This window comes from Jejudonia soesokkakensis, from assembly GCF_042664795.1.
In the GTDB taxonomy this organism is placed as follows: domain Bacteria; phylum Bacteroidota; class Bacteroidia; order Flavobacteriales; family Flavobacteriaceae; genus Jejudonia; species Jejudonia soesokkakensis.
In genome coordinates, this window is record NZ_JBHTBN010000002.1 from 258735 (window position 1) to 275703 (window position 16969).

Below are 16969 nucleotides of genomic sequence, written 5' to 3' on the forward strand. Positions count from 1 at the left end.
ATGGAAAACGGAAAATTAGATAATGCCTTTGCTTTAATTATTGGAGTTGGTAAAGATTTGCCCTCTACTATTCTGGATGCCACAGACATTAAAGAATTACTTGTAAGTCCAGATCATGCGGGATATACCCCCAAAAACATTAGGTTGTTAACAGATAAAAAAGCAACCCGACAAAACATCTTAAAAGCTTTTGACTGGTTGATTGAAAAAACGAATGAAGATTCTTCGGTATTCTTGTATTATTCGGGTCATGGGGGGAATTATTCTGATAATGATTTTCTAAAAAAAGAAAATTGGAAACCCGAAGAAGAAAATCGGCAGTACTTTCACTTATGTCCCTATGATTATGATGAGGAAAATTATGAAGCTACTTGGATCAAAGCCGAAGAAGTAAAAGCTAAAATTAGCGAATTAAAATCGCGCAGATTGATCTTCTTCTTGGATTGTTGCCATGCGGCCGGAATTACTCAGAATGTAGCCTCCCAATCCTCTACAAGGAAATTTGGACAGGAAATTGAAGCAGATGGACTCGCACAACATTTGGATAATGGTCGCGGCATGTCTATTGTTTCTTCCTGCAGAGAAGATCAGCTTTCGGTTATTTTCCCAGATGACAGAAACAGTCTGTATACAAAATGCATGCTCGAGGTATTAAAAGGGAATGGGAAAACGGATACTGAAGATCCTTTTATTCGTATTTCAGAAGTTGTACGCTATATTTTTAAAAAGGTACCAGAACACTGGCCTGAACAAAATCCATATGCGAACTTACAGATCTATGATGATTTTGCAGTAAGTAAAATAGCAAAAAATCTATTTGAAAAGCAAACAGAAAAAGTTGAAAGTAATACTTCCGAAGAAACAAAACAAAGTATTAAAAAGGAGGTAGTTATAAATTTTAGAAAGACAGACAATGCAAATAATATTGTGTTGTTTGTACACGGATTCTCAGGACAAGCGGCATCAACTTTTGGGAACATTCCAAACCTCCTTATGGAAGTAGAAAAGATGGATGGGTGGGATATGTTACCCGTAGGGTTTTCAGAAAATGTAAATCCCGAGATGGGACATAACGTCTGGGCATCGTTAACAGATCTTTCAATCAATGCGAGCTATTTGGCTACTTCGATTAAACATAACTTTGCTCAGTACAAACGCATAGCCATTGTTGCTCACAGTTTGGGTGGTTTAGTAGCACAACAGGCGCTTTTAAAATTAAAAGATGCAGAGTTAAAAAAAATTAGCCATGTTATGTTCTTTGCGACACCAAGCGCAGGTATTTCTGAAAGAGGGCTGAAAGAGTTAAATCAGGTTGGATTACATGAACTTTCTCAAAACAGTTTTTATATCACGAACCTTCGTAAACAATGGAATGACAAATTTAAGGATCACTATCCGTTTTCATTTCAGACTATCGCCGCTACCAAAGATAGCTTTGTTCCCATTATTTCCAGTCTTGGTCCATTTTCAGAAAAATACCATGCAGTCATCGAAGGAGACCATTTTGGGATCGTTTCAACAGACGACAAGGACAGCGATACATTTAAGTTAATACTTAATAGACTTACGTACAATAAGTTCTATTCGCAGTTTTCTTCTTCCGAAGAAATAAATATAGCGCTCGGAAATTATGATGAAGTAATAAAAACGTTGTTGCCAAATATTCATACAATTGATGCGAAGGGGTTAGAGCAATTAATCTTTGCTTTGGAAGGAGCAGATAGGGCAGAGGAGGCACTTGAAATTATAAAAAATAATCCATTAGCTCAAGATAACTCAAACCTAATGGGAATTATTGGTGGCCGATTTAAACGTAATTACCTCACCACATTTGCTTCGGAAGACGGAGCGCATGCATTTGATTATTATTCCATGGGATTAACCATCGCAGAAAGCAAAAACGATAGCCGGCAAATTTATTATCTCGCAATTAATTTGGCATTTCTAAGTGTGCTTTGCAAAAATGACCTTGAACTCATGACTTCCTATGCACAAAAAGCATTAAATGCATTAGCAAAAGACCCATTTAATAGCGTATGGAAGTTAGCAACCTTAGGAGAGGCAAATCTGTATTTGGGTGAATTTGAAACGTCTAAAACGCATTATGAAGCGGCAGCAAAAATGAGTGGTCTTCGTGAAAAATTATCTATATACACTAATGCATATAATGCATATACGACTTTAATGAGTACCGATAATGAAGAGGATGATTTTATTAAATTCCTGAAAAACAAATTTTTATCGTAAATTAATCCTAAATTTAACCATGCTGAGATTTGATCAAAATACACTTCCCCAATTAGAATTTCAGACTGCGGTGAAAAGACCTATTCCAATACGATGCGCACAAATACCTGAACCTTTTGAAGTAAAGACACTGGAAGGAATCATGAAAGGAAAAGCAGGAGACTGGCTCATGATAGGAATAGATGGGGAAAAATATGTGTGCGATCAAGATATTTTTAAGCGTAGCTATCAACTAAAAAAGAACTAAACTAAACCAACGTTAAACTAACCATTATGAGTCAAAAAAAATTATTTATAAGCTATTCCAGACGCGACACAGAGTATGTCTCGACTTTAGTGGAAGCCCTTCGGAAACAAGGATTTGAAGTATGGTTTGATAAAAACATACGAACTGGAACCGATTGGGACAGTACTATAGAGGAGGAGTTAAAGAAAGCCGATGCGATCGTTTTGGTGCTTTCAAAAACATCTGTGGAATCTGATAATGTAAAGGATGAGATGTCCTTCGGAATTGGAATGGACAAACCAGTCATACCTATAAAAATAGAGGAGTGTGATGTTCCTATGCGTTTGGCGCGAAAACAATTTGTTGATTTTACAACTATGGGCCATGAAGAAGGGTTTGAGCGCTTGGTGAACGACCTGCATATCGGATTAAAAGAAGCGGAAACTGCAGTTCCAAAAGGAACCTTTAAACCCCCTAAACAAAAAAAGGCGAACCCTATTAAGAATTATATAATGGGAGGAGTTGGTGCTGTCGTACTTATCCTAATTTTGGTAATGGTTCTTGGCGGTGAAGATGCAGAGGCTGATACAACATCCAATGCCGAGTGGCAAACTGCCATCAATAGTAATACTGTAAATAGTTATTTAAATTATATATACCAAAAAGGTCCTTTAGATCCAAAATACAAATCGGCACAGGATAGCATTGATGTACTTATGGAGTATGAAGGCATGGTTATTTACGGCGATTTGAATAGTCGGTATTTTGTTAAGAATTTGTATACCGACATGAATGGTGATCTTGTATATGAGCAAGATGATGAACAGATACCAAAAAAAGGGGATATTATAACTGCATTGACGCCTTCGCAAATATATAATTATGAAACAATGGAACCTATGGAGGGTCTTCTGCTTGAGCCTGGTGTAAAAGCTAAAGTAATAAGTGTGAGGGAAGACGATCAAGGCAACGTATTGGCAATTCTTAATTTTCCCGATAATTAGAAAAACGTCTTACTCCTTGACAATTAGATACCAAACGAAAAACCTACGGTGTACTACTAACAAAAACCGAGCATACAGATGAGCACAAATACTATATTTTTTAGCTACTCCCGAGATAATTCAGAGTTTGTACTGCAGCTAGCCAAAGAATTAAGAGAGTCTGGAGCAACGGTCTGGCTTGACCAATTGGATATAAAACCTGGGTCGCATTGGGACAAATCAATTGAAACAGCTTTAGAAGAATCGCCAACACTGGTAGTCGTGCTCTCAAAAGCGTCTGTGGCTTCACATAATGTAATGGACGAAGTATCGTATGCGCTAGAAGAAGGAAAGACGGTTGTACCAGTATTATATGAAGCCTGTGAAATTCCTTTTCGGTTACGAAGATTACAATTTGCAGACTTTACAAGTTCTCACGAAAAAGGAATGGCCACCTTACGTACTGCACTTCAGAATGACTCAACGAGTGTTTATGAACGTACGCAGCCAAAGCCAACTGCAGCGAATACAGCAGAGGAGGGGTCTAGTTTTAAAAAAACAAAACAACACGCTACTGACTCAAAAAGTATACATTCATCAGGCAAGTCGAAAAAGCCCATTATATATGCTGTGGTTGCATTGGTTGCCATCGTTGCTATCTATGGAATTTATTCGGCAGTGGCAGGAGGAGAAAAGGATATGATGGCCTTGTGCAAAGCAGATTGGCAGGAATTAGAAACTACTATGACGGAGGGGAAAGAAATTAACGAATTGGCCGCATTACGAAAACATATTGAGCTGTATGCACCTTGTCCACATGAAGATGAAGCCATGGATCGCATATCATTTCTGAATGAAATGGGTGCCGATCTAAACAATTCAACCATAGTGGTAGAAAAAGATGCTACCGATGAGTCGATTACTACAATACCAAGCAGCAAAACTACTAGTGATACGCAAAACCAACCTATAAAAATTAGTGAAAAAGAAGAACTCACAGGACTCACGGTAAAGCAGGTCTCTTATGATACTGGGAACTTTGAGGAAAAATCGGCAAAACTTTGGATAGAAAAGAATAACGATGGTGAAAGACGGTTTACAGTATTAAAGCGTACTAAAAATGCAGTATATCTGGGAGAAGGTCCTGATGTAAGGATCACTTTAGATATAGAAAACGCTGTAATACTATATTCAGATGCAGAAACAGAGCCCATCACACTTTACTATATAACGAGTACTTCTACAACAAATAATTAAATAGGTATTTGCTATACTTTTATTTGAAGCTTCTAATTTTCTAGAATCATTTTACTATAAAAATATTTAGATAATTTCAATAAATAGGGAAGTATTAAAGACTATGATTTTAATAAAAGAGAACCAGTTGTCAAACTATTCTATTTTACATAATATAAATTATAGTACAAATGTATTGTTGTTAATAAAAGTGACTTATCCATTTGATAGCTATAATGTAGTATTATGTAAAATATCCCAGAAGCATTTGTTTTCATAAGAATAATTAGAACTTGGGTCATTAAACTAATAAGCGGTTTGCTTCGCAGCGTTTATTTAAAACATTATGTATCTATAATTAGCCGTTATGTAAAATAGCCGCTACCAAGCGCTCGATTGTTTTATAAAATCAAATTGTTTTCGTTCGTGCCTCACTCATTGGAAGTAATTTTTTAAACTAATCAATATTATATTTCTTTTTCTGCTCATCAGATAACGGTAACTGTTCCCATGGCGCTAAACGGTCACTTTTCAAAAACTCTTGTAATGGAGTTACCTTCCATAATCGTGCTGTTTTATAATCAGAAACTGTAAATACCTTGGTTCCATCAGGAGAAAATGCAACAGCACTGACCCAATCTAAATGATACATGCTTTTTTCAATTTGGTTGCCTTTAAGATCCCATAATCGAGCGGTTCGATCATCTCCGCCTGTCAATAGAGTTAATCCATCAGGAGAAAAGGCAACAGCATTGACCAAGTAATCTTGAGAAGGTCCAGTATGCTTAATGAATTTTCCAATTTGATTGCCTTCAGCACTCCATAATCTGGCCGTATTATTTTCTGCTTTCAAGACACTAGTTCCATCAGGAGAGAAAGCAATAGTGTTTGACATAGGTGTACTCACTTGCTTTATGTCTTTTCTAATTAGGTTACCTAAAAGATCCCAGAATCGCATAGTATTATCATTTGTGCCAGTCAATATTTTAGTGCCATCAGCTGAAAAAGCAATAGTATTGACATCGGATGGATGCTTCATATCCTTACTAATTTGGTTACCCGAGAGCTCCCATAATTGTACTGTATTATTCTTTAAGCTTGTTAAAATAGTAGTTCCATCAGGAGAAAAGACGATAAAATTTATGTCGCTTGAAAATTTAAAAGTGTCTCCAATTTGATTACTCAAATCCCATAAACGGGCAGTGTGATCTCTTAAACCTAAAAAAACGCTAGTGCCATCAGGAGAATAACTAAGTGCATCAATTGCACTTGCATGTTGCATATCTTCTCCTAATTGTCTTCCATATAGGTCAAATAATCGTGTAGTATAATCTGTTGAACCTGTTAAAATGGTATTTCCGTCTGGTGAAAAAATAGCGGTATTAACAAGACTTGAATGTTCAATTACCGTAGCAATTTGTTGGTCTTTCAAATACCATAATCGGACCTTATTATCTTCTGCGCTAGTCAAAAAAGTTTTACCATTAGGAGAAAAGGCAACTGCGGTAATCCCTATTGATGAAACACGGTAATTTCCAAAGGGATGTGTTATGGTTTTTCCAATTTGATTACCTTCAATATCCCACAATCGTGCATTATTATCTCTTGAGCCCGTTAAAATTTTAGTTCCATCTGGTGAAAAGGCAACAGCTTTGACCATGCTAGAATGCTTCATGGTTTTCCCAATTTGATTGCTCTGCAGATCCCATAATTTCGTCGAGTTATCTCTCGAACCTGTTAGGATTTTAGTTCCATCTGGGGAAAAAGCAACTGCATAAATAGCATCCAAATGTGTTATATTTTTTCCAATTTGGTTTCCCTGAAGATCCCATAATCGCGCGGTATGATCCCATGAGCCTGTTAAAATTTTTGTTCCATCAGGAGAAAAGGCAACCGCGTTGATCCTTCCAGAGTGTTTCATATCTTTCCCAATTTGATTTCCCTTGAGATCCCATAATCGTGCGGTGTTATCCCCTGAACCTGTTAAAATAGTAGTCCCGTCTGGAGAAAAAGCTACAGCCTTAACCACATCAGAGTGCTTTATAATAGTTTTGTATAAAACATTTTCACTATAAATTTTATAGGCATCAGACAAAATAAGGGTGTCTTTAGATTTTGATAAGGTTATAGCGCGACCGGCCAAGTGTAATGCTAGTGTTGCATCATTTTCAACTTCCTTATTGGCAGCAATCATAAAAAAATTTGCCTGAGCTCGATCTTTTTCTTCAATGGCTAATTTAGTTTGGAGATTTGCATCATAGGTCTTATAGATGGAAAGGCCTAATAACATAATCAAAATAGCTATCGCTGCATTTCGAAGACGTAACATTTTTTTATGTGTTCTTACTTCATCACTTGCCAAATCTTTTGGCGCCTTACCATGCAAATGTGCCGCTAGCTTTAAAACCTCTTTTTTAAATATTGGATTTTTAAGTGAAATATCATGCTGCGTTTTAGAAGCTCTAAGGTCAACATAAAAAGGCTCTGTTTTAAAATTGTCTTCGAGGCATTTAGGCAAAGAATTAACTTCGGGATTTCGAAATGTATTCAAATTAGTATTCCAAGTAATTTCTCCATCAGTTAATGCAATTAGCAGCGTATGCAGAGACTTATGTTTCAGCCAATATTCAATTTCCTTTTGTACCCATTTAGAATTGGAGGACTCTGGGGAAGCCATATAGATCAAATACTCAGACTCGTCTAAAGCATTAACTATATTTTCCCATAAATGCGGAGAAGCAGATAAGCTAGCTTCATCTCTAAAAATATTCAAGTTTCGTACCTTATACCATGGCTTGGCGAATTTTTCAAGAGCAGATTGCAAGGCCGGAGCCAATTTGCCATCTGCAGCGTGCGAATAAGAAATAAAGGCATTAAACATAGAAGTAAATGTAGTCAAAATATACTTTTAAGTACATAACTAATACATAATCAGTATGCTTGCCTCCTATGCTTCGGCTTCGCTTAGTACAGGCTATTCCAAAAAATAAAAGGCTTTAGGTAGTAAAACTTTAATGATAAATATCTTCTTATTATTTGCTTTGTTTTATAGCAAAGTAAGCCTGCGATAACCTCAATTTATCTATTGATAATCAATAACTTATGTGGAATATTGCCACCTGCAATATCTTCTACTTATTTGTGATAGGGTTCATCAATTTTTTACTGAAGAGTGACTACTTTTCAATCAGCATTATAAGCAAAGAAACTTCTTTAAACCATTTATAAAAAATATAGCATGTATCTTTACCGCATGCCATTTAAAAAACTACATCCACAGCTACAAGAAAAGTTAGCATCATTTCAAATTGAGTCCCCTACTCCACTACAATGCAAGAGCATTCCTGTGATAAAAAGTGGAATAAACGTTTTTTGTACAGCACCTAAAGACAGCGGAAAAACAACTACACTTATCCTTACTACGCTTAACAGATTAAAATTTGAAGCCGTTGGTAATGCTCCCAGAGCAGTTGTACTCGCTCAGGATAAGGAAAGAGCGATCGAATTGTATGTGGCTTTTTTAGCCTATACGCAACATACACCTTTACGCGTTTATGTTGGACACGAACAACTTCATGTAGATATACAAAAATCTGAAATCTTTATGGGCATCGATATTCTTATCTCTACACCCAAATCAATGAATACCCTTTTTTTAATGAATGGCGTGAGCATTTCCGAATTAAAGATCTTTAGTGTTGATGATGCCGAATTCTTGGTAAAGCAATCGGCTTATGCAGCTATGTTATCAATAACACAGAGTATTAAAAAATGTCAATATGTGCTGTATGCAGAAAAAATGCATCCAATGCTTAGACGCTTTGAAGATCATTTTATGGAATACTCAAAGAAAATTAGATTATAGTCTTTAACCGTTCATAAAAAAACCTGTCTAACAGACAGGTTTTTAGATAGGCTATTAAAAAATATTTTAGTTATTCAGATCAAAATCAATGACTGCATCAGATATTTCATATCCAAGACGATATCCTTCTGTACAATCCATTCGCATATGAACACCCAAAGGAATTCTGGAATACGCATTTTCTTGTGCCATGGACGAAAGAGAATTATATTCTCTTGGTGTTCCGCCAAATTCGGTTCTTCCCTCATGGGTACGATCTGTAAAGTTGATAGTGTCTCCAAATTCATTAATAAATATACCTGCGGCTGCCGAAGCAAAGGTAGAATGACCTGATGGATACCCTGGAAAGGAAGGATTAGGCCAATAAATAAATCTGTACAGGTTTGTTTCAAAATCTGGATCAATATGTTCTTGAATATACACACTTGGACGCATCACCATGTATTCATATTTGTCTGCCCATGCAGAGACTGCAGCATCATTTAATGAAAATCCTAATCGTAAAAACATGGCTAAAGTTCGCTCGTAACTTAAATCATTTTGTACTACCAATTGATTTGCAATCGAAATCATACGCCCTGGAGGACTCATCATCATTCCTTCTACATCATCAGACCAAAATTCTGCAATCCATAAATCATCATTAAGTTCAAGTTTGGCTTCATTATTCACTAAATAGACTTCATTCATTTCTGCATAATAATCACTTGTAGGGTCTGTACTATATGTTAAATTAGGGGCAACACTCGTGGTTTGATCTGAAGATATCACAAACGTTCGTACTTCCCCCCAATATGGAAATAACGCACGTTCAGGATCTGCACTAAAAGTCCAATAGCCTGGTCCTACCGGCGGTACATAACTTATAGGTTGTGGATCATGAATCTGTTGTTCTGCAGCAATATCTGTTTGACTATACGCTATCACTTGATTAGCAACATAGGTTCCCCAAGCAATGGAATTGGTAATTTCTGAGTTACTTAATCCTAAAGAAAGGTCAGCTTCCATCGTAGCCTTAAGCTGTCCTATTTTTGCATCTGTCGCTGCATCTACATTCAGCATAAAATGATCCATTGTAACTGCATACGTGGTGCTTAAAGCCAAATTTAAATCTACATTTGCTGCTCTCTGATTTGCATCAACGGTAAAATTTTCTAGCCTGTTTTGATTTGAAGTATAGCCATCCATATCTGCCAAAGCAGTTTCATAACCAGCTAAATGAATATAGGCTAAAGCTCTTGCAGTAGAAGTTGGGCGCATGCCATACGCATGACGATCTACTTCTAACCAGAGATCATTCCAGTCTTTAATAAGATCAATAGTTAAAGTAGCGTCTGCAACTGTGTCATCAATATTGTCATCGTTAGAACAGGATTGAAGTACTAATACTGCTAACACTGTAATTAACAGTGTTTTACTATTAAAAAATTTCATGATGTTATATCTATTTCATTATGTATTATCAGCAAAAATAGATTTTTTTTTGGAAAAATTTAACATTTAATAAGCAAAATACCAGGATGCCCCTAAACTTTCAGTTTAATGCATATTCAAAATTAATTTCTTTAAATACTAAGAGATTACCAGATCTTTATACGCTCCTCCTCTTTTCTATAATTGGTCTGCCCCTCCTCTACTTCAAAAGCAGTATAAAAAGGTGTGAAATTCATTAAAGGACCGTTGACACGCCAAATAGGTGGCGAATGAGAATCGGTGGCTACATAGTTGCGGAGGTATTCATCACGTGTTTTTACTCTCCAAATACGTGCTATAGATAGGAAAAAACGTTGATCTGGTGTAAATCCGCCAATGGGTTCTCCGTTTTTACCCTGCTCGGTTCTTTTAAAAGCATCATACGCAATGGCAATTCCTCCATTATCTGCTGTATTCTCTCCTACTGTCAATGCGCCTTTTAAAGGAACACTATCCAATACTGTAAAGCCACTATATTGATCAACGATCTGCTGTGTCTTTTCCTTAAATTTTGTATAGTCCTCTTCGGTCCACCAATTAGATACATTTCCATCTTTGTCATATTGAGCGCCTTGGTCATCAAAAGCATGAGTATACTCATGTCCTATCACCATTCCGATGCCTCCATAATTTACCGCATCATCTGCATACAGATCAAAATAAGGCTCCTGAAGAATTCCTGCTGGAAATACAATTTCGTTTAGCGATGGGTTGTAATAGGCGGTCACCGTTGAAGGTGTTGTATGCCATTCGTCCCTATTAGGTGCTTTATTTAATTGTGCCAGTTCATATTGATAATCATCTTCTCGTAATGCTACAACATTTTCAAAAAATTTATTTCGGTCAATTGTTACATCATATTCACGCCATACATCTGGATATCCAATTTTCTTCTTAATTGCAAATAGCTTTTCTTTTGCTTTTACTTTTGTGCTATCGCTCATCCAATCCAGCTGTTCGATACGTGTTTCTAATGTTTTCTGAAAGTTATTGACTAGTTCCAAAGCACGCTCTTTAGCGTCTTCATTAAAGTAGCGTTTTACGTAGAGTTGCCCTAAAGCAAATCCCATCTGCTGATCTACACGACGAGTCATCAACTTAGCTCGAGGTTGCTGCTCAGACTGTCCTGAAACTACTTTCGAATAGGCAAAGGCGGCATCTTGAAAAGGCGTGCTTAAAATTCCATCATGAGACGCAATTGAATGTGCTTTTAAATACAATCTCCAATCTTCGACAGGAACAGAAAGCAGCATATTGTTTAGTTTTTCATAATACGCTGGCTGGGCAATATTCACCGAATCAACTTCAGCTCCTAATCTGTATAATAGTGTTTTCCAGCTAATATTTGGCTGACTCAAATTAATTTCTGAAGTTACCATTTTATGATAATTTTCCTTAACAATTCTGCGCTCGATTCGCGTTTTATGAGCTTCCGCAAGTTGTTTTTCAATTGCGTAAACTGTAGCAGCCTTTTGTTGCGCATTCTCTTCTCCAACCAATTCAAGAAGAGTCGCTAGGTAGGTTTTATAAGCCTCTTGAATTTCTACCACGGAAGGACTTTCTCCAAAATAATAATCACGATCGGGTAATCCTAAACCTGTCTGACTAAAATGAAGAATATTGAGTTTACTGTTTTTCTGATCAGGTGAAATATAAGGGCGAATCAAAGAATAATCTCCTACTTTGATCTGTTCTGCAACAAACTGCATGACAGCAGGAAAATCGTTAATGGCTTCAATACGATCAAGAATAGGTTGTATAGGCGTGATCCCTCTTTCATTAATTTGAACGGTATCCATTCCTGAAGCATAAAAATCACCTACTTGTTGTTCGATACTTCCTTTTTCGTAGTCCCCTTCGGAAACTTCTTCGAGAATGTTTTTTAATAATTCTTGCTGCGGAATGTTTAGAAAACGGTAGGCCCCTACTCCAACTTGATCCTCTGCAATAACAGCATTATCCATCCATTGTTTATTGACATGGTCAAAGAAATTATCTCCTGGTTGAATTGAGTCTGTAATTCCGTCAAATACAACGGGACCTCTTTGAGCAGTGTCTTCAACTGAAGGTTTTTCTTCTTTACAGGAAATAAAAAAGCAAGTGATTAGCGATAGGTAGAGTAATTTTTTCATTGGTTATGAAGTTATATTTTCTCAAAGATACATATTATTTGTTTTGGAAATATCGCTGAAAAGCACGAAGTATACTAACTACTACAGATCACTAGCTTCTGAAAGTCCTCACTTTGCTTTCTCGCTTTGCGCTGTTAATAAAATAAACTCCCAATAACAAAATTCCTGCTGCTATGATGGACTGAAGCGAAAGATTTTCATTTAATACTAACCACCCTAGCAATACGGCAATGATTGGATTGATATAGGCAGACGTTGCCACTTTTTCGGTAGAAACCTGCTTAAGTAAATAATTGAAGGAAGTAAAGGCGGCAATACTACCAAAGAGAATCAAGCCAATAATTGCCCAAATAACGGTAGGGCTCCATTCGGTTGGAGCAATCCACTGTTCGCCAAACAACACACTTGAAATACCTAGCATGATTCCTCCAAAAAACATCTGATACCCCGTTGCAATAAAAAAGTTTTTAGGCAACGTAGCTTTGGCTACAAAAAGACTCCCGGCACTCCAGCTAAGAACACAGGTAAAAATCATCAAGATCCAGAAAATTCTACCATCATCTGTTGTCATTGCCTTTTGACCTACCAATAGGATGATACCTGTAATGCCTAAAATAACACCAATAACCGATTTTAATTTGATTTTCTTACCATAAAGAATTCGCATTAAAATTAAAATGACGATGGGCTGTGTAGAAGCTTCCAAAGCAGCAAATCCACTATCTACGTGCTTTAAAGACCACACCATTACACCATTGCCATATCCTAAAAATAAGAATCCTGCGATTAAGGAATTGACAAACTGTTGCTGGTTAATCTTTAATGAATATCCTAACATTTTAGCAATGATAAATATGAGTACTCCTGCAATTACAAATCGGATACTTGACAACATTAAAGGTGGCAATTCCTGTACCGAAATTTTATTCAATAAATAAGTGGAACCCCAGAAAACGTATATTGAAAAAAAGGAAAGTACTAAAAGAAGTGTCTTTTTTTGCATTCAGGTCTGGTTAGGCTACGGGTACTAGTTGACGAATGTACACCAAATAGAATCCTAATAATAAAAAAACTAGTATTAATTTAGTTCAGAACCATCGGCTCTAAATTCTACATCTTTATTCTTCCCTTTCTGCTTAAACTCAACGTCATAAAACTCACCTTTAGTTGCAGACGTTACGTGTTCTACTTCGGTGATTTTTAAATCCCCATAGTTCTTTTTTATCGCAGTTTTGATCGCATCTGGAAGATTCTCTTTTTTGATCGAATTTTCAGTTTCTATCCAGCTACCATCGCTCGCATAATCTGCTCTGTATTTTTCACCATCAATTTTAAAATGGGATTCCCAGTTTCCATGGGCGTCAATAGCCCAATCAGGATCGTTTTCACCAGGATATTTCTCTACAAATGCTTTTTGTACAGCTTTTGGAACTTCAGAAACCGTTGTTTTTTCAGAATCATTTTTATGGTTACTATTTTCTTGACAACTACTTATGGCCACTGTGCATAACATCACAAGAATCACTCCTATATTTTTCATACTACAATTTTAAGAAGATAAAATTACCTATACCTAGTAGAATTCAATGTTCTATTTGTTTAATATTAACACTATCTTCGTTAGCTTAAATGAAAAGCTTTTGCATCCTAACAATATTCATCGTGATTCCTACCATTTTAAAGCGCTTATAAAAACACACCAACCTTTGTCTGCCTACGTTTTTATAAATGATCATGGAACCGAAACCATCGATTTTAGTACCCCAGAAGCTGTATACAATTTAAACAAGGCGCTCCTAAAGCATCATTATAAAGTTACCGACTGGAATATCCCAGCACATTACCTCTGTCCTCCTATTCCAGGTCGTGTAGACTACCTGCACTACATCAAGGATTTACTTTCTGAAACTGCTTCGGAAACAGTTAAGGGACTTGACATTGGTACAGGAGCGAATGCTATATATTGCTTGCTAGGCGCACAGGCATTCAATTGGAAGATGGTGGGATGCGATATTGACATCAATGCTGTCGCTTCAGCAATTGAAAATGTAAATGCTACTGAAGGACTTTCAGAAAAGATAGAGATTCGTCATCAAAATGACAATGCCCATATTTTTAAAGGAATTATAAAACCCGACGAATATTTTGATTTTACAGTCTGCAATCCACCTTTTTACCCTTCCGAAGAAGCGGCTACCAAAGAAACACTGCGCAAACTCCGAAATCTTTCCGAAGACAAAATCGCATTTAAAACCAAGAAAGATGTATTGTTAAATTTTGGAGGGCAATCCCATGAATTGTGGTGTAATGGCGGAGAAGCGTTATTTATAAAACGGATGATCAAACAATCTGTATCTTATAAAAATCAAGTGGGAATTTTTACGACTTTAGTGTCAAATGCTTCTAATTTAAACAAACTATATAAGCAACTAGACAAATTAAAAGCGACCCATCAAACCATTAAAATGAGTATTGGTAATAAAATTAGTCACTTGTTGGTCTGGAACTATTAAAACGGATAGCCAATCGCAAAATTGAGCACAGGCTCACTTACTTTAAAATCAAATCGTTCCCCCTCGGGTTCTCCGGGGTCATGGAAAGGAGCAGCCAGATCAAACCGAATGACAAAGCCCTGTACATCGACACGAATTCCAAATCCGGTTCCCATACCTAACTCATTAAAGATATCTCCTGTAAATTTTCCGCCTGGTAAGGCTTCATTTTCTTTAGACAACCAGATATTACCAGCATCTGCAAACACAGCTCCTTTCACAAATCCGAAAATTGGGAACCGATATTCAATGTTGGCTTCCAAGCGTATATTTCCTGTCTGATCGAAAAAAGAGCCATTTACAGATTCTGCATCGTTTGGAAACGTGCCCGGTCCTAAGGAGCGAATTCGAAATGCGCGAACACTATAAGGTCCACCACTAAAATATTGTTTGATATAAGGCAACACGTCTGAGTTTCCGTAGGCATAGCCATAGCCAGCAAATAAGCGAGTTGCAATTTTTTGTTCCTTCCCAAAATTAAAATGATACCGAATATCGGCATCTACTTTTGCATATTGAGCATATTCGGTTCCTAAAAAAGTCTTAGGCTCGCCAGGTGTTTCTTCTTGAGACAGTAAACTAATAGAATTTCCTGCTACGTCCAGTGTTCCGTTAAAATAGATTTGATGGGTTTTTTGTGTATCAACCATTCCGTTGTAAATAAACAAATAAGTCAAACCCGAAATAAACTGTTGTTCAAAACTACGCGCCAAAAATGGATTATCGTCCAGAATAGCTTGAAACTCTGGAGTCGTATTTGTTAGCCGGGTATAATTAATCGAAATAGGATTAATCTCATGAGTAATATATCTGTTGGCATTCCAGACATAACCAAATTTAGCGGTTCCAGATAGTAATGTATAGAGTTTACTTCGACTCAAATATTCTACTCCAAGTCCTGTAATTGTTTTTGGAATGCTATATTCAAAAAAGTCTTCATTAATTTTGAAGGGTGAGATAACCCGCGGAAAAATAAGTTCCGATTTTAAGCCCAACTCAATACTCGTCAAGCCCGATTGATCACCGCCACTAGAAAGTTGCACTTCATATCCTGCACTGGCTGTAATATTGAGTGTTTCACCTCCTTTAAAAAGATTTCGGTTAGAAAAAGTAAGACCTAGTGCAGGCCCCGCAAAATTATTTGATTTTGAAACAGCTTGTAATTCAGCTCTAATGGCACGTTTATTTAAAGGTGATAGATAAATATTGGCCTCCAGAATTCCTAAACTGTCTGTTAAAGTACTGTCTTTTTCAACATATTGAATGTTCACAAACTTATAAGCTCCAATAGTTGATAATCTTCGGGAAGTATTTCTAGAATCTGTGGGACTGTATAATGCTCCCTCTTTAATGGTAATAAAAGGATCAAGAAATTTAGGTTTAAAAAATTCCTCGCCTTGTCTTATATAGTTCTTATTCTCAAAACGGAGGGTGTCGGTTTGTAAAGAGTCAGTTTTGAGATCATAATTAGGATACACATTTATTTTTGAGACTTTATAAGGAACAATTCCTTTGGTAGGAATGTCTTTTTTTAATTTTAAAAACAAATCAAATCTCTTGTTATCATACTGATTGGTATCGGTTTCAAAGATGAGAAAACTAGGATTAAAGTTATAGTAGCCTTTATTTTTTACTTCGGAATCAATTCGTTCTCTTTCTAATTTTAAATTAGAAAGATCAAATCGGAATCCATCCATTAATTTAGTGTTAGCAACGCTTTCCTGAAGCGTTCCATATAAAGGTTGCGGCACACTGTCTAATTGGTATGTCTCCTGTCTGTAAGGCTCTGAAACCTTTACCGTATACTTAATAAAGGCTGTTTTCTTTACCGTATCATTTACAAATCGTGAAGAAGCAGTACTGTAGAAGAAACCGCGATTATCCAATCGGTTAAGTAATAATTTCTCAATCTCGTACTTTTCTATGTCGCTTTTATAAATGGGTTCTTCTCCAAACTGCTTGTACAGCCATTTATTTAAAAAGCCTGGTGTAGAATCCTGCACTTTATAGTAATAATAAAGGCCAGGGTAACCTCCTAAAAATTTAGAATTGGCTTCGGGCAACAATACCTTTTCCAAAGCTGCTTTTAATTGGGCTTTGTCTTTTACAATAGAATCGGTTTGCGATTCTACAGTCACATCATAGCCTGTAAACAGTAATTCATCTTCAGGAATAAAACGGTTTACAGAGCAAGCCTGCAATATAACTGCAAAGGCTAAAAGCACATAGATTTTATAGGTCGTAGTTGGTTTCAA

Annotated in this window: 12 protein-coding genes; 6 read left to right on the forward strand and 6 right to left on the reverse strand. The window is 36.5% G+C overall.

From position 1 onward, the window contains the following. From ACFQO1_RS05835 to ACFQO1_RS05850, 4 genes are all read left to right on the forward strand, one after another. Positions 1-2247, forward strand: coding sequence for a caspase family protein (locus ACFQO1_RS05835; protein ID WP_380217044.1), 2247 nt, complete (start codon positions 1-3; stop codon positions 2245-2247). Between the two features lie 19 nt (positions 2248-2266). Beyond that, a complete protein-coding gene (locus tag ACFQO1_RS05840) occupies positions 2267-2494 on the forward strand; it encodes a hypothetical protein (protein ID WP_380217045.1) in 228 nt (75 codons plus the stop codon). A gap of 26 nt (positions 2495-2520) precedes the next feature. Further along, complete coding sequence (locus tag ACFQO1_RS05845; protein ID WP_380217046.1) at positions 2521-3477, forward strand: toll/interleukin-1 receptor domain-containing protein; 957 nt, start codon at positions 2521-2523, stop codon at positions 3475-3477. Between the two features lie 78 nt (positions 3478-3555). Next, positions 3556-4713, forward strand: coding sequence for a toll/interleukin-1 receptor domain-containing protein (locus ACFQO1_RS05850; protein WP_380217047.1), 1158 nt, complete (start codon positions 3556-3558; stop codon positions 4711-4713). A gap of 436 nt (positions 4714-5149) precedes the next feature. Here ACFQO1_RS05850 and ACFQO1_RS05855 read toward each other — a convergent pair whose 3' ends face one another. Further along, entirely contained in the window at positions 5150-7591 is a 2442-nt protein-coding gene (locus tag ACFQO1_RS05855) for an eIF2A-related protein (protein WP_380217048.1), read from the reverse strand. A gap of 354 nt (positions 7592-7945) precedes the next feature. Between ACFQO1_RS05855 and ACFQO1_RS05860 the strand changes: the two genes are divergently transcribed. Then, on the forward strand, positions 7946-8557 hold the full coding sequence (locus ACFQO1_RS05860) for a DEAD/DEAH box helicase (protein WP_380217049.1): 612 nt from the start codon (positions 7946-7948) through the stop codon (positions 8555-8557). Between the two features lie 66 nt (positions 8558-8623). Here the strand turns inward: ACFQO1_RS05860 and ACFQO1_RS05865 are convergent, their stop codons facing one another. The 4 genes from ACFQO1_RS05865 to ACFQO1_RS05880 all read right to left on the reverse strand — a co-directional run bounded on the left by ACFQO1_RS05865 (position 8624) and on the right by ACFQO1_RS05880 (position 13702). Beyond that, positions 8624-9991, reverse strand: a complete 1368-nt coding sequence (locus ACFQO1_RS05865) for a vanadium-dependent haloperoxidase (RefSeq protein ID WP_380217050.1) — start codon at positions 9989-9991, stop codon at positions 8624-8626. A 146-nt stretch (positions 9992-10137) separates the two neighbouring features. After that, the gene (locus ACFQO1_RS05870) at positions 10138-12162 is read right to left on the reverse strand and encodes a M13 family metallopeptidase (RefSeq protein WP_380217051.1); all 2025 of its coding nucleotides are present in this window, start codon (positions 12160-12162) and stop codon (positions 10138-10140) included. A 91-nt stretch (positions 12163-12253) separates the two neighbouring features. Continuing rightward, complete coding sequence (locus ACFQO1_RS05875) at positions 12254-13165, reverse strand: EamA family transporter (RefSeq protein ID WP_380217052.1); 912 nt, start codon at positions 13163-13165, stop codon at positions 12254-12256. 75 nt (positions 13166-13240) lie between these two features. Beyond that, positions 13241-13702 carry a PepSY-like domain-containing protein gene (locus tag ACFQO1_RS05880; RefSeq protein WP_380217053.1) on the reverse strand — a complete coding sequence of 154 codons (462 nt, stop codon included), beginning with the start codon at positions 13700-13702 and terminating at the stop codon, positions 13241-13243. Between the two features lie 100 nt (positions 13703-13802). Between ACFQO1_RS05880 and rlmF the strand changes: the two genes are divergently transcribed. Next, the gene (gene rlmF, locus ACFQO1_RS05885; RefSeq protein ID WP_380217054.1) at positions 13803-14675 is read left to right on the forward strand and encodes a 23S rRNA (adenine(1618)-N(6))-methyltransferase RlmF; all 873 of its coding nucleotides are present in this window, start codon (positions 13803-13805) and stop codon (positions 14673-14675) included. Here the strand turns inward: rlmF and tamL are convergent. Further along, entirely contained in the window at positions 14672-16969 is a 2298-nt protein-coding gene (gene tamL, locus ACFQO1_RS05890; RefSeq protein ID WP_380217055.1) for a translocation and assembly module lipoprotein TamL, read from the reverse strand. The two genes, rlmF and tamL, sit on opposite strands and share 4 nt — an antisense overlap.